The sequence below is a fragment of the Caballeronia sp. NCF2 genome, assembly GCF_023631205.1.
GTDB lineage: Bacteria > Pseudomonadota > Gammaproteobacteria > Burkholderiales > Burkholderiaceae > Caballeronia > Caballeronia zhejiangensis.
The window spans coordinates 1-15,947 of record NZ_JALQDN010000017.1; the positions used below are offsets into that span (position 1 = coordinate 1).

Consider the following 15,947-nt stretch of genomic DNA (forward strand, 5'->3'; position numbering starts at 1 on the left):
CTCGGGCATCCAGTCCTGCGGCTCGATCTTGCCGTCGGCCTGCATCACCGCGTCGAAGCGGGTTTGGGCGGCGGAGGCTGCGGCTTCGTGGCTTTCGGCTGCGGACGTCGCGCTGGGGAGGTCGAGGGATTGCGTGTACATGCGGGGCTCCGCCGTCTTTTTGAGATGCGATGGAGCGAGTATATCCATTAACCGACCGTCCGGTTGATTAATTTTGCATGCAACTATGTCGATATAGATAGCGTCGCGTTAACCCGGAACCGAGTCTGACCCATGAAGTCATCCGCACGCAAAAAAGCCCAGCCGAAAGCCGGACTGGGCAAAACCACCGGTGATTGGGTGGCAGAGGTCGCTTCACGTTCACGCAAATCGTGCGAAAGCGAATTTCGAGTTTTGTATGCAATCGACCAGAACCGCTCGCGTCGCGGGGGCTCACCGCCGCTTCCTGACGCTCACTGCCCGAAGAACGCGCCTTGCGTATCGACCCGCATGCTCGCACGGCCCGATTGCGCCGCCGCACCTGTCGAAGATCCGTATCCTTCTGCCCGCGCCCGCGCCGCACGCATATCGCCGACGCGCATTTCGGCCGCCTGCAGTTTCGCCGGGTACGACGCGTCTTCCGCGACCGGCGAATAACCTGCCTTCTGAAGTTGAACGAGTTCACCACTAAGTTCTGCATGGCCCACTGCCGCGCTGAACTGGGCGAACGATGCGAGCGGTGCGGACATCACCAGGACTGCGACGACTGCGTTGACCCACGATTTCATGATCCGGCTCTCCCCGTTTTCGATAAATCGGCCGACTCGCGGTTCGAGCCATGCCGAATGGACGACGCAGAGTGTAAGTGCACAACTGCAAGCAATCATTCGTCGTGACGAAGAAGCTTCTTTACGGAATCGGTAAGGATCGAGCGGCGCGTGGTAGCGCCGAAGATGCAGTGGAGCGAAAAGACCGTCGACCAAGCCAGCCGTCACCGTCATCGCGCGGTCAGTTTCGCGCAATGCAATGAAGACTCGCGCAATTATTCCGATATCGACAAAGATCATTCAACGGAAACGAGAATGATCTTCGGCAAGCGCGTCTTTACACTCCGTTCACAAGCTGCTTAAGACGAAACGGGCAGCACGATCAGAAATCCGAATCGGAGGTAGTCATCATGAAGACGTTCATTTCCGCAGTCGCCGTCGCCGCTGCCCTCGCCGTTCCCGCTCTGTCGTTCGCGCAGCAATCGGATGCGCCGCTGAGCCGCGCTCAGGTACGCGCCGAACTGGTCCAACTCGAAAAGGCAGGCTACAACCCGAACATCAGCGACCCGTCTTATCCGTCGAACATCCAGGCAGCGCAAGCCCGCGTGAGCTCGGAGCAGCTTGCGCAAGTGACACCCCAATCGAGCGCCTACGGTTCGGTCGCCAATGGTTCGTCGCAATCAGGCCGCATCACCGGCGTTCAGCCGCGGGCGCTCGGTACATACTTCGGCCAGTAAGTTCAGATAGCGTCGACAGACGCATCGCATAAGCAGCAATGCATAGGGCGACATCGTATCGATGTCGCCCTATGCATTTTGCGTGCGGAATACATCATGCATGATGGCGTTTTGCACTTTGCATTATCGCTACCGACCTTGCCGGTTCAGACGCTCGATGTCAGTTCGCCGGAATAGTCACGACCGGCGACTTCGCCGTGTCCGTGACTTCCGCAAGCGCCATCAGATTCTGCACGACCGTGAACGCGTATTTCGAATCGAAGTCGCTGCGATCGATCCAGTAGTTGGCCTTGTCGTAGAGCACGCTCACGTACGCATCCTGCGGCGCCTTCTCGCCAACTTTCACGATGATCGTCGGCCGCGTTTCTCCGCCGATCAACCCGATGCCCGGCTTGGTCGCGCCGCTGCCCACCTGCTCGTCAGGAACGGCGATCTGCGCGCCGAGATCGGTGAGGATGCCGAGCACCGAGCGCGTGACCATCGGGATGCGGTTGTGGTCCGACGACTGCCCATAGACGATTTCGTAAGTCTTCATCTTTGGCGAGAGGTGCAGCAGTTTTCTGACGAGCGTGAGATCGTCGACGACAGCCTTGTTCGAACCGCTGCGCGTCGCGCCGAGCGTGATGAATACGCCGCCCTTGTCGGCGCTGTTGCCCTTCGCGGCCTTGTCGGGCTTGCCGCTCTTGTCGTCATCCGCGTTGCGCGTCTCGATGTTCAATTCGCCCGCTAGCTGCAGCCTGCGAAGCGCCTGCAGAAGCAGGAAGAACTCGGGCGATCCAGATGCGTTCGGCCCGCCCAACGCCGTGCCGTTCTGCAAGCCACTGATCGACTGCGCGGTGATGCGCAACAGCAGATCGATCGGAATGCCGCTTTCGGCGAGCGGCAAGACGAGTGTCGGCGAAAGCGGCCGGATATACGCGCTGGCGTAGGCGTCGCCCGTGGTCGGCGTGAACGTGAAAGTCGGATGATTCGAGTAGGAGACGCTGCCCGTTGCCTGCGCGTAGTTCGGCTGCGCGCCGGAGCCGGCGTTGAGCACGACGCCGCCCGTCGTATCGAACGTGTACGCGGCGATGATGCTGCTCACCGTGAGAAACGACGGCGCATCGGCGAAGCGCAAGCCGACAATCGCGGCAAGAATTTCACGCTTCTTCGCATCGCCGAGCGCCCGGGCGTAATCGACCTGATCGGCCTTCAGGCGACCCGGGCCGATGCCAGCGCATCCCGCTGCGAGAAAGGCGACGGAGAGAATTGCGATCGATACGGCTTTCCTTGTCATGGCTTTATATGAGGGTGATGAGGAGGATCGTCGGCACGCAGCCGCGGAACACCCGGGCGGCGTCCGCAAATTTCATACCTTTGGACACGAACGATCCCATCCGGCGCGTTGCGCGCCGTCTCATCAACGACGTGGCGACCCGACGCCTTCGTCAGGCCCCGAGCAACGTCAGATCACGAAGCGCCGTGGTGCGGCGTGTTCGACTGCGCGTGCTCAGCCGGTGCGGATGGCTGAGCGATGTGCCGGCTCGCTTCCTCGTGTTGCGCGACGAGCGCATCGAGCCGGTCCTGCGCGAAGCGCGGACCGTCGTCGCGTGCGAAAGCTGGTGCGGCGAGCGTCGCCGCCGCAAGGACGATGACCGTGGCGAAAGGCGTTCTTTTCATGATTCACCCCGCGATTGAGCGCGGCAAGCCCCGGGCGTCGCCGCTCGACTAGCATCGCACATCGAGGGAAATGCTGCGCGGCGCGGCGCTTTTGTCGTACAAACGCTGGACGGCATGGTCTCGGAATTATTTAGCAACCCGTATCAATAAGTCGCTTTCATTCGCGCGCATGTGATCATTAGAAAAGATGCGGCGGCGTGCGGTCGGTCATGTCGCGCGGCAAGGTCTCGTCGAGCTCGAACTCCACACTCGGATAATCCTGCAGACGGCCGCTCACCTCCGCTTCGCGTTCGCTCGTGAACAGCCCGTCGAGATAATCGAACGTCAGCTTGCCGACGAGCGCCTTCAACGCAAGTTCGGCGCTACGCTTCGGCTCCGTGGCGATATCGCCCGAATCCATGCAGGCGCAGAACTGGCCGTTCTTCGAATCCATTCCGCCGATGTCGATCACCTTGCCGTCGACGTTCTGCGCGAGCACGCGCTGCTCCACCGCAAAGAGCCTGAACGGGCGTTCGAGACTTGCGGGCGGCTCGGAAGGGATTTCCCTGCTTTCACGATCGGCCATGGTGCGTTCTCCGGTTTGCACATTGATCGAGACGGTGCAGCAAAGGCCGCGCCCGCCATCTGTGCATTGCAGCATCGACGCGCCTTTCTGCGCACGTCGCGCCGTCCTACGATGAACCATCGGCCACGCAATCGAAGGAGCTGTCACCGTGAATCGAAACATGAGCGGCAAAATCGCGGTCATCACCGGCGCGAGCCGCGGACTCGGACGCAACGCCGCATTGAAGCTCGCGCAGGCAGGCGCCGGCGTGATCGGCACCTACAACCGAAACGCGGACGCGGCGCGCTCGCTCGTCGATGAGGTCGCCAGATCCGGCGGCAAGGCGGCCATGCTGCCGCTCGACGTCGCGCATTGCGACACCTTTGCCGCTTTCGGCGACGCGCTGTGCAAGACGCTCGAAGATACGTTCGAGCGCGAGAACTTCGACTTTCTCGTGAACAACGCGGGCATCGGCATTCATGCGCTCTTCGCGGAGACGACGCCCGCGCAGTTCGACGAACTCGTCAATATCCAGCTGAAGGGACCGTTCTTTCTGACGCAGACGCTCCTGCCCTATCTGCATGAGGAAGGCGCGATTCTCAATGTGTCGAGCGGACTCACGCGTTTCGCGTTGCCGGGATTCGCGGCCTATGCCGTGATGAAAGGCGGGATCGAGGTGCTCACGCGCTATCTCGCGAAGGAACTCGGGCCGCACGGCATCACGGTGAACACCATTGCGCCGGGCGCGATCGAGACGGATTTCGGGGGCGGCGTCGTGCGCGACGATCACGACACCAACCGGTTCGTCGCGGACAACACGGCGCTCGGGCGCGCGGGTGTGCCGGACGATATCGGCGGCGCGATCGTGGCGATGCTCTCGGACGGCAATCGCTGGATGACGGCGCAGCGCGTCGAGGTATCGGGCGGGATGTTCATCTGACACGAGGAAATGCGCCGCGCGGCGGACAAAAAAAACCGGACGCCGAGGCGTCCGGTTTTTGCATGCCACATGCGTTATGCCTAATGCATCACGCCGCGAAGCATCGCTTAGAAGCGGTGGATGATACCCACGCCCGCTGCGAACATGCTGCGCGATGCCGACGGCGCGCTTTGGAAGCCATCGCCGATTGTCGCGTTGGCGGCCGTCTGACGGTTCGTCGACGTGTTCGACGGAACAGCCAGCGTGTTGCCGTTCGCGCGCTGGAATGCTTCCAGTGCGTACAGGCCCGTGCGCTTCGACAGCGAGTAGTACTGCGAGAGGTTGAACTGGTGGTACGACGCTGCGTCGTTGATGCCGTTCGCCTTGCTGGCCCACGTGTAGCTGTAGCCCGCTGCGAAATCCCATGCCGACGTCGCCTTCCAGTGCAGCACCGTGCCGGCCGTGTTGAACACGGCTTCGTCGGTGAAGCGCGAGTTCACGCCCGGAATGTACTGAACGTTCGTGTACGTGACGGAGATGTCCCACGCGCTGTTGAACTGGTAGCCGCCTGCAACCGCGAAGCGCTGCTGCGCTTGTGCGCGCTGGTAGCCAGCCGTCACCGCCGACACGCCCGGCTGACCCGAACCATCGGTCGCTGCCGTGCTGTTGATCGTCGTCGAGCTGCTGCTGTAGATGCCGCCGCCTTCCGCCGCGTTGTTGATGCGCGAGAACGCCACCGTGCCGCCGATCGGGCCTTGCTGATATTGCAGCGCAGCCGTCCAGGTCGAGCCTTGGTACACGCTGTCAGGCACGCCAGCGAAGGAGTACGAGCCGCTCACCGTCAGGCCGTAGAACTTCGGCGACGTGTAGACGATCGAGTTGTTCGCGCGGTAGATCGTGTCCAAACCGTCCAGATCGCCCGGGTGCGCGCCGAAGTAGCCGGTCAGCCAGTTCGTCGGGCTGTACGGCGAGAGCAGCGTGTAGTACGAGGTGTACTGGCGACCCGCAGTCAACGTACCGTATGCCGGGTTCGTCAGACCGACCCATGCCTGGCGGCCGAACAGCGCGTTGGTGAACTGCGCTTGTCCGCTGTTGATGTCGAAGCCCGATTCCAACTGGAAGATGGCCTTGTTGCCGCCGCCCAGATCTTCGGCGCCCTTCAAACCGAAGCGGCTACCGGCCCAAATGCCCGATCCGGTCTTGATGTTCGAGCGGCCCGGATTCGTCTTGGCCAGGTTGGTCTGGCTGCTTTGATAGACGATCGAATCGTCGACGATACCGTACAGCGTGACGCTGCTTTGCGCGAACGCCGGTGCCGCGGCGGCGAACGCCGTGGCTGCGACGATTGCTGCCTTGGTCATCGTGAAACCCTTCATTTTTTCTCCTCAAGCGGTGGGCAATTTACTTGCATGCGAGTCTTGGAACCGGTGCCGCCGTGGCGACTTCTTATGTTTCAACTCGTAACTTTTATCGCTGGCAAGTGTATGGCTTACAGTCCGAATCCGAAAGAAAGACGCGGTTTTGTGTCGTTTTTTTTCACTGTCTGGTTAACCAGTATTTTCTGGTTCGCAGATATTGGGCAAACGGTTACGAAACTGACAGAAAGCTGACAGCAATGTGGCGCGATGACGGTCCGAGCGGGGCCGAATCGACGGCGCGGCGGCTAGAGATAACGAGGGATTCGACCGCAGTCAGAAAGGACGCGGCTTGACGGGACAAGGCTTGTCCGCTTTCGGAGATACAAGCCAATTGCCATTCTTTGGGGACGGGAAACGCGATAGCCCGAACAGGCTCGCGGAAAATTCGCGTGCGTCGTGCAGGCGACGGTCGACGGCGCTGCATCGGAATAGATCTGACAGTTACCCGACGATGCGCAGACGCGAAATTGACATCGGGCGAACGCGCTGCAAGCTTGCGTCGCCCGACCGGGTCGGCTAGTGCTCGATCTTCGAGCGCAGTTCGCGCGCCGTTTCAAGCAGGCCTTCGTAGCCCGAACGCGCATGCGAGGGCAGATCGGGATCGCCGACGAGCGTGCCGAGCGTCTCGATGATGCTGTACAGAATGCCCTTCGCCGCGCCCGCCGCCATCTTGCCCGCGGCGTAGGACTCGTCGACGTGCGAGATGGCCGCATCGAAATGCTCGACGTCCGGATGCGCCTCGCCGATACCCGATGCGTCGTCGCGCGGCTTGGTCGGGTCGCTGTTCATGATGATGGTCCTCCGTGTGTGGTTTCCGCTCTCTGCTCTCTGTATAGCGCCGCGGCGCGAAGCGTGCAATCGGGTGCGAGCGAGGCACAGCGCCGCACGCCTCAGGATGCGGGCAGTTCCTGCACCGGCTGGATGACGTGCACGCGCCGGGCGTCCCGCGGGCCCCTGCCTGCGCCGTGAGGCACGCCGCGCTCCATCAAAAGCGCGCGCAGCTCGACGATGACCGGGAACACCTCGTGATTGTGGTCCGCGCCCTGCCGGTCGTGCGCCTCCTGCTCGCGCTCGACGATCCAGCGATCCTCCTTGAAGATGCGCTCGGTGAACCACACGAGCAAGGGCCACGCGGCATCGAGCAGGCCGGGGATTTTCGGGCGGCGAATCGACAACAGGCCGAACGTGCGGTTCGTGCGCTGCTCGGCGTCGAGCGGCACGTAGGCGATCCACAGGTCCATCACCATCGTGTCGTCCTTGGTGCGGATCTTGAGCGTCTGATACGGGTACTCGGTGCGGATCGTCATCACGTCCTTCTGGCCGTCGTCGGGCTTCGAGCCGCGCTTTTGCCCGAAGACGAGCGCTTCGCCGATCGGCTGCTTGCCCGCTTCGCGCGCGAACGTGTAATCGACTTCGATCCAGTCCTCGCCGCGCCGTCTGCCGAGCGAGCGCGCGCGCATGCTGCCCATCTGCCGCCGATGCAGGAACTGATGGTTCATGTCCATCAGATTTTCGTGCATGAACGAGTAGTGGCACTTCACCGCGCGGCCGAAGCGGCGCGTCTTGTATGCGCGATCGGTGGCGGAGCCGAGATCGGGAAACTTCGCGGCATCGGCGAGCGCCGGGTCGCCCGTGAACACGAAAACCAGCCCGCCCGCCTCGCGGCACGGATACGCGCGCACGCCGTTAGGCAGGCGTTCGCGTCCGAGATAAGGGATGTCGGTGCAGCGGCCGGTGCAGTCGTAGGTCCAGCCGTGATAGCAGCAACGGATCGATTCCCCGTCGACGACACCCGCCGACAACGGCACCTGCCGATGCGCGCAGCGGTCTTCCAGCGCGAAGACCTTGCCCGAGGCGGTGCGTACGAGCACGATCGGATCGCCCGCGAAACGCACGCCGTGCGCGCGCCCCGCTTTCACCTCGCGCGACCACGCGAGCGGATACCAGTGATCGGGATGAATGTCGACGCGGCGCAGATCCCGCGGCGGCTTGGCGGGTGTATCGGTTGATCCGGCTTCCTGCTCGCCTTGCGGCAACGCTGCGTGCATGTACGACGCCTCCGGTGAAGGGAGATCGGTTTGAACGCCGCGAGCCGCGCGGCGCAATGAACGACCATTCGCAGTCTACACGGCGTCGCTCATTTCGGCGCGCGCCGGATTCTCGCGCTCACGCTTGCTGCCCGAGATGCGCGTGCAGATGATCGATCAACGCGCGCACCTTCGGCGGCAGAAAGCGATTCGGCGGATAAAGCAGCCACACCGGTCCCTGATACGCGCGCGCCTGCATGTCCCAGTCCGCGAGCACGGCCTGCACGCTGCCCGACGCGAGCGCATCGCGGGCGGCGAATTCCGGCAGCGCCGCGATGCCGAGCCCGTCTTCGGCCGCGTCCAGCCGCGCGCCCGCGTGATTCGCGATATAGCGCCCGCGCACCGCGACTGTCACCGTTTCGCCGTTGTTGCTGAAGCGCCAGCGGTTGTCGTCGGCGGTTTCGCCCAGATGGATGCAATCGTGCAGCGCCAGCTCGCGCGGATGCGCCGGCGCGCCACGCTCCCGCAGATAGCCCGCCGACGCGCACAGCAGCCAGCGCACGCGTCCGAGCGGGCGCGCGGCGAGCCCTTGCGGCGGATGGCTCGTCGCGCGGATGACGAGATCGACGTCGCTGTCGAGCGGATCGATATCGTGATCGCTGAAGACGAGCTGAAGATCGACATCCGGATACGCCGCGAGAAACGCCGGCACGAGCGGATGAATCACGGACTTCGCGTAAGCCGTCGGCGCCGACAGCGCGACGCGGCCCTGCGGCTTGCCCGACACCTGCCCCGCCGCATCGACCGCGCCGGACGCCGCCGCGGCCATGTCGCGGCAATGCCGATACACCTGAAGCCCCGACTCGGTAACGCGGATCTTGCGCGTCGAGCGCTCGAGCAGCCGCGTGGCGAGCGCCTCTTCAAGACGCTTGATCTGGCGGCTGACCGTCGACGGCGTGCTGCCCAGTTGCCGCGCCGCGACCGAGAAGTTGCCCGCATCGACGACGCGCGCGAATACGGCCATGTCCGGCATCAGGTCGAAAAGATCGGCGGGATTCATTTGTGCATTCGTGACAAGAAAGCTATGCGACTGAAGCCGATTATCGCGCTGAACGCATCATTCGACAATGACGGCCACTTTCTCACGGAGCCGCTCCATGACCGTCCGACGCCTGCATCCTCTTTCCGATCTCCTGCTCTTCGCCGTCGCGATGTTGTGGGGCAGCAGCTACGGCATCGTCAAGAGCGCGCTCGCGTTCTATCCGGTGCTGGGGCTGCTCGCGCTGCGCTTCGGCATCACGTTCTGTCTGCTCGCCGTCACCCTGCGGCATCTGCGGCACGCGAGCGCGGCGGCCCTTCGCGGCGTGCTCGTTCTCGGCTTGCTGCTGCTTTCGATTTTTCTAGCTGAGACGTTCGGCGTGCTCCATACGCGCGCCGCGAACGCCGCGTTTCTGATCAGCTTGTGCGTCGTGCTGACGCCGCTCGTCGAATGGGTGCTGCTCAGGCGACGCCCCGGCGCGGCCGAGTGGCTGGCGGTCGGCGTGTCGTTCGCGGGCGCGTGGCTGCTCGCGAGCGACGGCGCGCTGTCCTTCGACTTCAATGCCGGCGATGGGCTGATCCTCGCCGCCGCCGTGCTGCGCGCGCTGTCCGTTTGCGTGACGAAGCGCGTGTTGCGCGCGGCTCCCCTGCCCGCGCTTACGGTGACGGCGGTGCAGGCGGGCGTGGTCGCATCGGGCAGCGCGGTCATCGCGTTGGTTTTCGCGCCATCGCAATGGCAGTCGCTGCCCGCTCTCGCCGGTCACGGCATGTTCTGGGGATCGGTGCTGTATCTCGTGTGCGCGTGCACCCTTTTCGCCTTCTTCGCGCAGAACTACGCAATCGGCCACAGCAGCCCGACGCGCGTCTCGCTCCTGATGGGCAGCGAGCCCGCGTTCGGCGCGCTCTTCGCGAGCGCGTGGCTCGGCGAACGTGTGTCGATGGCGGGCTGGATCGGCGGCGGGATGATCGTCGCGGCCTCGCTGATGGCGACGGTGTCCTGGCGCGGCATGTTCGCAGCGCGTCCGGGCGAAGCGTGAACGCGGACGTCGTTACGCGGGTTTTTTGAATACCACGCTGAAGTTATTGGCCGGCATCGCGACCGTCTCGACGAACGCGAGGCCGGCCTTCTCGCCAAGCGCCTCGACTGCTTCCATGTCACGCACGCCCCAGCGCGGATCGCGTGCGCGCAGTTGCTGATCGAAGGCTTCGTTGCTCGGGGCGGTATGCGCTCCATTGCGCCGATACGGCCCGTACAGGTACAGTACGCCCCCCGCATCGAGACGCGCGCCCGCGCCGCGAAAGAGCGCCTCGGCCGCTTCCCACGGCGCGATGTGGATCATGTTGATGCACACGATGGCCGCCACGTTCGCGATGCCCCAGTCGTCGTTGCACACATCGAGCGCGAGCGGCGCATTCAGGTTGGCGAGCCCCGAGTGAGCGCGCCATGCGGCGATGGATTCGCGTGCTTCGACATCGGCATCGCTAGGCTGCCAGACGAGGCCCGGCAGTGCAGCCGCGCAGTGCACGGCGTGCTGACCGGTGCCGCTTGCGATCTCCAGCACGACGCCGCTTTGCGGCAGGACGCGCTTGAGGACCGATAGAATCGCATCGCGATTACGTTCGGCGGCGGGCGCGCGGCGGCGCACGGCAATGTCGGGAGGCGGCGTATCGCCGGAGGCGGATGGTGTCGGATTCATTGCGCGAGCGCGTGCGGGCGCTTTAACGGTCGATTCGCGACGAGCCTAATGGGACGCACGAAGACGCGTCAAGCGACATAACGGCGAGCCGCCAATGCTGACCGGCATGGCGCGATTCGTGCTGTCCCGAAGCGCGCGGAAAGCGCGGATTGCAAGCAAACCTGTGTATGCTCCCGGTTGATCCCGCGTCCGCTTTCGCATTTTGCATGCATGCGCCGTGCATTCTGAATGCCAGATTGAATGCATTCCGAACGCGTGCAAACCGCCGGCGCAGCATGACATCGAGCGCGCCGATGCATCCCGACAAACTCTGGCCCGCGCACGCGGCGCGATCGAATTGGAGTGAACCATGCAGCACGATCCGAAAGAGCCCCCGACGAAGCAATCCAGCGATGGCCCCGATGACGACATGATCGCGTTCGCGAGCGAGGTCTTCGATGTCGCTCGCCGCGGCGACGCCGCGATGCTCGACGCGCTCCTGACCAAGGGCCTGCCGCCGAATCTGCGCAACGACAAGGGCGACAGCCTCGTGATGCTCGCGAGCTATCACGGTCACGCCGACGCCGTGCGCGTCCTGCTTCGGCACAACGCCGATGCCAACCTGCGCAACGACAATGGCCAGACGCCGATTGCGGGCGCCGCGTTCAAGGGCTTTCGCGAGGTGATCGAAACGCTGCTCGAACATGGCGCGGATGTGGAAGGCGCATCGCCCGACGGGCGCACCGCGCTCATGATCGCGGCGATGTTCAATCGCGTGGAGATCGTCGACTTGCTGATCGCGCGCGGCGCGAACCCGGATGCGCGCGATGCCGGCGGCTTCAGCGCACGCGATGCCGCCGAGAAGATGGGCGCGGCCGACACCGCGGCACGGCTCGCGAACGCATCGAACGGCCATGCGCGGCCATCCGAAGCGTGAAGCGTCGATTGGCACAATGCACTTCGCATGCATGATTCAATCCGCGAACGAACGACGCCTCGCGCGCGTCGAATCGATCTGACAAGCACCGATCCAACAACGAACCAGACAATCAGGTGACTCGGAACCATGGAGCTTTTGCGATGACAGGCGGTATCTCGCATCGGGGTGATGCGTCGCCGACAGACCTTCACGCGCTTGGGCGCGCATGCCGGGCGGGCCGCGTCTTCAATGCAGCCGCACGTCTGTCGCTGTGCGTGGCCGCGTTCATCGTCGCCATCGCGAGAACGTTGCGCGCGCTGCGCGTCACCGCGAGCCTTCCGGTCATCGCCGCCTTCGCGCTCTCCGCATGCGGGCTGATGCAGCAACAGGTGCCCGCGCCGATCGTCGAACACTCTTATATTCCGGCGCCGGAAGAAGCCGGCTCTGCCGAGCCCGAAGAACCTTTGCCCGCCGTGCAGGCGCCGGAGCCCGCGTCTGCCGTGAAACCCGCGCCGGCGCCGAAACCGAAGCGCCGCATCGTCAAGCCGAAGCCGCCGGAGCCGGCCGTCACGCCACCGCCTGAACCGCCCGAGCCGCCGCCTCCGCCGCAGATCATCTCGACGCGCATCATGCAGCACGATCAGCTGCACGGCCTGCTCGACGCCGAAGTGCAGCGTCCGGACGGCAAGGTCGTCGGCCGTGCGGTGGACATGTACGTCGATGCATCCGCGAAGCCGAAGCTTCTGATGGTCAATCTCGCGGGCTTCCTCGGCGTCGGCGACCGCAAGGTCAACTTCCCGTGGACGGCCTTCCGCTTCACGCCGAATTCGAAGACCGCGCCGATTACCTTCGTGCCGCCACCACCGCCCGCGAAGGGCAAGCCGGCCGAACCGGTGCCGAAGCCGCAGCCCGTTGCGGAGGCGCCCGCGAACTTCATGCAGCTCGTCGATTCGACGGTGACGCAAAGAAGCGGCGCGCGCATCGGACGCGTGGTCGACGTGCTCGTCGACGCTCAGGCGCAGCCTCAGGCGCTGGTGCTCGATCTATCGAGTTCGCTCGCGGGCGACAAGCGGCATGTCGCGGCCGACTGGGGCGACCTGCATGTGTTTTCGCGCAACAAGCAGTGGCTGCTGCAGATGGATTTCAACGACGCGCAACTGAAGGCCGCGCCCACCTACTCGCCCGAGCAGCCGATCAAGATCGTGTCGCCTGTGGTGCCCGCGCCGGCGACGGCTGCGAGCGCGGCATCGGCATCGACTGGCGCGGCGAGCGCGACGGCTTCAGGCGCGACGCCGGCGCAGGCGCCCGCTTCCGGCGCGCGCCTGACGAGATAGCGGATAACGACATCGATAACAGAATCACAACATGGTAATTGCACGCAGTCTGCGCGCGCTCGACTGGCTGAACTTCTTCGTCGCCAACGTGCAGACCGGCTTCGGCCCTTTCATTGCTTCGTATCTTGCGGCCAACAAGTGGACGCAGGGCGAGATCGGCCTGATGCTTTCCGTCGGCACGATCAGCGCGATGGCGAGCCAGTTGCCGGCAGGCGCGCTCGTCGATGCGATGCGCAACAAGAAGTTCGCTGCTCTCTCGGCGATCATCGCGATCATCGTGAGTGCGCTGTTGCTCGCCGCGAGCCCGACGTTCGTGCCGGTTTTTGCGGCCGAAGTGCTGCACGGTTTCGCGAGCTGCATGCTCGTCCCGGCGATGGCGGCGATCTCGCTCGCCCTCGTCTCGCGCGCAGATCTCGGCGACCGGCTCGGCCGCAATGCGCGCTGGGCGTCGATCGGCAGTGCGCTGACAGCGGCGTTGATGGGCGCGTTCGGCGAGTATCTGTCGCTGCGCTCGGTGTTCTTCCTGACGGCCGCGCTCGCGTTGCCGGCGATCGTCGCGCTGCGCATGATTCACTACGATGCGCCGCCCGTCGTGCCGCGCGCACCGCCGGGCAAACCCAAGCTCACGCCTGAGGGCGAGGAACGCGAATCGTTGCGCGAGTTGCTGAAGGACAGGCGTCTTTTGATTTTCGCGGCGTGCGTGGTGCTCTTTCACCTGTCGAACGCGGCGATGCTGAATCTCGCCGCCGGCGAAGTCACAGCGCACATGGGCGACAACGTTCAACTCGTGATTGCGGCGTGCATCATCGTGCCGCAGTTCATCGTCGCGGCGTTGTCGCCGTGGGTCGGACGGCAGGCGCAGAAGTGGGGGCGCCGGCCGGTGCTGATTCTCGGGTTCTGCGCGTTGCCTATACGCGCGATTCTGTTCGCGGGCGTGAGCAGCCCGTATCTGCTCGTGCCGGTGCAGATGCTCGATGGCATCAGCGCAGCCGTGTTCGGTGTGATGCTTCCGCTGATTGCGGCGGATGTCGCCGGCGGGCGCGGGCATTACAACCTGACGATCGGGTTTTTTGGGCTGGCTGCGGGCGTCGGGGCGACGCTTTCGACGGCGGCGGCCGGTTTTGCCGCGGATCGCTTCGGCACTGCGATGAGCTTTTTTGGGCTCGCCGGGGCCGGGGCGCTTGCGGTGTTGATGGTGTGGCTTGCTATGCCGGAGACGCGTATCGCGAATGCGGTGAAGGAGGATGAGGCTGAGCCGTCGGTGAAGGTTTGAGGGCTTCGTTTCTATTGTCTCTTGCTCATGCTTCGGTGAAATCCTGCGTTCGTGTCGGTTTATTAGCGTTGCCCCGCACAGGGGCAACGCCACTAGACCACTAAGAACACGGGATCCGGCGAAAACAAAGAAAAACTCACTCAAAAGGCGTCAACCCCTCAAGCAAAGTAGGAATCAACTCACTCACCGTCGGATGAATATGCATCGCCCGCTGCAACGTCGTATAGGGCGCATCCGCATTCATGATGTCGATGAAGGCATGAATGGCCTCATCCCCTTCGATGCCATAAATCGCCGCCCCTAAGAACCGCTTCGTCCGCGCATCCACGAGCGCCTTCATGAAGCCATCCGTCTCACCGCGCTCCCGAGCGCGCCCCACCCGCGACATCGGCATCGTCGCGATAAGCGCCTCGCGTCCGTCCCTGCGCACGTCTTCCTCGCTCATCCCCACACGCGCGAACGGCGGATCGACGAAAACCGCATAAGCCATGATGCGCGTATCGACGCTGCGCGATTCGCCGTCGAGCAGATTCGAAGCGATGATCTCGTAATCGTTCCACGACGTATGCGTGAACGCGCCGCGCCCGTTCACATCGCCGAGCGCATACACGCCATCGACTTTGGTGCGCAACTGGCCGTCGACATCGATCATGCCGTGCCGGTTCACCGCAATACCCGCATGTTCCAGACCGAGATCGTCGGTGTTCGGCGTGCGGCCCGTCGCGAACAGCAGATGCGATGCATCGATGACCTCATCATCGCCACTGACGATACGCACGCCACCCGCCATCGGCTCCACGCGCGACATCTCCGCGCCGAAGCGAAAGTCGATGCCCTCACGCACGAACACGTCCTGCATCGCGCGGGCGACATCCTCGTCCTCGCGTGTGAGGATCCGCTCGCCGCGCACGAGCAAGGTCACGCGGCTGCCGAAGCGCCGGAACATCTGCCCGAATTCGAGCGCGATATAACTCGCCCCGACAATCACCAGATGCTCCGGCACTTCGGTCAGTTCGAGAATCGTCGAGTTGGTCAGATACGGGACGCGTTCGAGCCCATCGACCTTCGGCACCACCGCGCGCGTTCCCGTGTTGATGATGATGAGATCGGCGTCGATCTCCTGCGTGGAACCGTCGGCCGCCTCGATGGACAGCGCTCGCGGCCCTGTAAAGCGCCCGTGTCCCTTGAAGACCGTGAGATTGTGCGTGCCGCGCAGCCATTTCTCGATGCCCGTGCGGGAGCCGCCGATCACCTCGTCCTTGCGCGCCTTCACACGCGCCATGTCGATGCGGATGTCGCCGCCGATCATCACGCCGTACTGCGCCGCCGTGCGCGCGACATGCGCGGCCCGCGCGCTCGCGACATAAGTCTTGGTCGGCGTGCAACCGACGTTCACGCAGGTGCCGCCAAAAAGATGCCGCTCGATGATGGCCGTGCGCTTGCCGCTTTCCGCGAGCCGCACGGCAAGCGGCGAACCGCCCTGCCCCGTACCGATCACGACTGCGTCGAAGTGCTGTGACATGCTCGTTCTCCCCTGGTTTTTTGCATTCGTAACGCAAAAGACCGTGCGAATGAAGCGGATGAAGAATGCCCATGCGGGAACCGAATGCATCTTACGCGCAAGTCGGCGAACAGGCAGGCGCGCTGCCCGAAGCGC

General features: G+C 64.0%; 16 protein-coding genes and 1 pseudogene. 6 read left to right on the forward strand and 11 right to left on the reverse strand.

Annotated elements, in window-relative coordinates:
• Nucleotides 1-141 (reverse strand): annotated as a pseudogene (locus NCS02_RS07770) (1,2-phenylacetyl-CoA epoxidase subunit PaaA); the annotation flags it as partial.
• Between the two features lie 311 nt (nt 142-452).
• The gene (locus tag NCS02_RS07775) at nt 453-1,046 is read right to left on the reverse strand and encodes a DUF4148 domain-containing protein (RefSeq protein ID WP_250518216.1); all 594 of its coding nucleotides are present in this window, start codon (nt 1,044-1,046) and stop codon (nt 453-455) included.
• Nucleotides 1,047-1,156: 110 nt separating this feature from the next.
• Here NCS02_RS07775 and NCS02_RS07780 point away from each other — a divergent pair, with 110 nt between their 5' ends.
• Nucleotides 1,157-1,483 (forward strand): DUF4148 domain-containing protein, encoded by a 327-nt coding sequence (locus NCS02_RS07780; protein ID WP_008349535.1) that lies wholly within the window; start codon nt 1,157-1,159, stop codon nt 1,481-1,483.
• 160 nt (nt 1,484-1,643) lie between these two features.
• On the opposite strand, the gene NCS02_RS07785 is transcribed toward NCS02_RS07780, so the two are convergent.
• The 3 genes from NCS02_RS07785 to NCS02_RS07795 form a co-directional block, all read right to left on the reverse strand.
• Nucleotides 1,644-2,759, reverse strand: coding sequence for a hypothetical protein (locus NCS02_RS07785; protein WP_008349533.1), 1,116 nt, complete (start codon nt 2,757-2,759; stop codon nt 1,644-1,646).
• A gap of 173 nt (nt 2,760-2,932) precedes the next feature.
• Entirely contained in the window at nt 2,933-3,142 is a 210-nt protein-coding gene (locus NCS02_RS07790) for a hypothetical protein (protein WP_008349530.1), read from the reverse strand.
• 178 nt (nt 3,143-3,320) lie between these two features.
• Nucleotides 3,321-3,707, reverse strand: coding sequence for a hypothetical protein (locus tag NCS02_RS07795; RefSeq protein WP_008349529.1), 387 nt, complete (start codon nt 3,705-3,707; stop codon nt 3,321-3,323).
• Between the two features lie 160 nt (nt 3,708-3,867).
• Here NCS02_RS07795 and NCS02_RS07800 point away from each other — a divergent pair, with 160 nt between their 5' ends.
• The gene (locus NCS02_RS07800) at nt 3,868-4,626 is read left to right on the forward strand and encodes an SDR family NAD(P)-dependent oxidoreductase (protein WP_250519525.1); all 759 of its coding nucleotides are present in this window, start codon (nt 3,868-3,870) and stop codon (nt 4,624-4,626) included.
• A gap of 107 nt (nt 4,627-4,733) precedes the next feature.
• Here NCS02_RS07800 and NCS02_RS07805 read toward each other — a convergent pair whose 3' ends face one another.
• From NCS02_RS07805 to NCS02_RS07820, 4 genes are all read right to left on the reverse strand, one after another.
• Nucleotides 4,734-5,981 carry a porin gene (locus NCS02_RS07805; protein WP_008349526.1) on the reverse strand — a complete coding sequence of 416 codons (1,248 nt, stop codon included), beginning with the start codon at nt 5,979-5,981 and terminating at the stop codon, nt 4,734-4,736.
• 558 nt (nt 5,982-6,539) lie between these two features.
• A complete protein-coding gene (locus NCS02_RS07810) occupies nt 6,540-6,812 on the reverse strand; it encodes a hypothetical protein (RefSeq protein ID WP_008349524.1) in 273 nt (90 codons plus the stop codon).
• Between the two features lie 101 nt (nt 6,813-6,913).
• Nucleotides 6,914-8,071 (reverse strand): Rieske 2Fe-2S domain-containing protein, encoded by a 1,158-nt coding sequence (locus tag NCS02_RS07815; protein WP_034473459.1) that lies wholly within the window; start codon nt 8,069-8,071, stop codon nt 6,914-6,916.
• A 118-nt stretch (nt 8,072-8,189) separates the two neighbouring features.
• Nucleotides 8,190-9,110 (reverse strand): LysR family transcriptional regulator, encoded by a 921-nt coding sequence (locus NCS02_RS07820; RefSeq protein ID WP_034473457.1) that lies wholly within the window; start codon nt 9,108-9,110, stop codon nt 8,190-8,192.
• A 97-nt stretch (nt 9,111-9,207) separates the two neighbouring features.
• Between NCS02_RS07820 and NCS02_RS07825 the strand changes: the two genes are divergently transcribed.
• Nucleotides 9,208-10,125, forward strand: a complete 918-nt coding sequence (locus tag NCS02_RS07825; protein WP_250519527.1) for a DMT family transporter — start codon at nt 9,208-9,210, stop codon at nt 10,123-10,125.
• 12 nt (nt 10,126-10,137) lie between these two features.
• On the opposite strand, the gene NCS02_RS07830 is transcribed toward NCS02_RS07825, so the two are convergent.
• Nucleotides 10,138-10,785 (reverse strand): DUF938 domain-containing protein, encoded by a 648-nt coding sequence (locus NCS02_RS07830; RefSeq protein ID WP_008349514.1) that lies wholly within the window; start codon nt 10,783-10,785, stop codon nt 10,138-10,140.
• 349 nt (nt 10,786-11,134) lie between these two features.
• Here NCS02_RS07830 and NCS02_RS07835 point away from each other — a divergent pair, with 349 nt between their 5' ends.
• The 3 genes from NCS02_RS07835 to NCS02_RS07845 all read left to right on the forward strand — a co-directional run bounded on the left by NCS02_RS07835 (nt 11,135) and on the right by NCS02_RS07845 (nt 14,290).
• The gene (locus NCS02_RS07835) at nt 11,135-11,701 is read left to right on the forward strand and encodes an ankyrin repeat domain-containing protein (RefSeq protein WP_250519528.1); all 567 of its coding nucleotides are present in this window, start codon (nt 11,135-11,137) and stop codon (nt 11,699-11,701) included.
• A gap of 143 nt (nt 11,702-11,844) precedes the next feature.
• The gene (locus NCS02_RS07840) at nt 11,845-13,017 is read left to right on the forward strand and encodes a hypothetical protein (RefSeq protein WP_250522969.1); all 1,173 of its coding nucleotides are present in this window, start codon (nt 11,845-11,847) and stop codon (nt 13,015-13,017) included.
• 31 nt (nt 13,018-13,048) lie between these two features.
• On the forward strand, nt 13,049-14,290 hold the full coding sequence (locus NCS02_RS07845) for an MFS transporter (protein ID WP_034473453.1): 1,242 nt from the start codon (nt 13,049-13,051) through the stop codon (nt 14,288-14,290).
• A gap of 136 nt (nt 14,291-14,426) precedes the next feature.
• Here NCS02_RS07845 and NCS02_RS07850 read toward each other — a convergent pair whose 3' ends face one another.
• The gene (locus tag NCS02_RS07850) at nt 14,427-15,812 is read right to left on the reverse strand and encodes an FAD-containing oxidoreductase (protein ID WP_250502159.1); all 1,386 of its coding nucleotides are present in this window, start codon (nt 15,810-15,812) and stop codon (nt 14,427-14,429) included.
• Between the last annotated feature and the right edge of the window lie 135 nt (nt 15,813-15,947).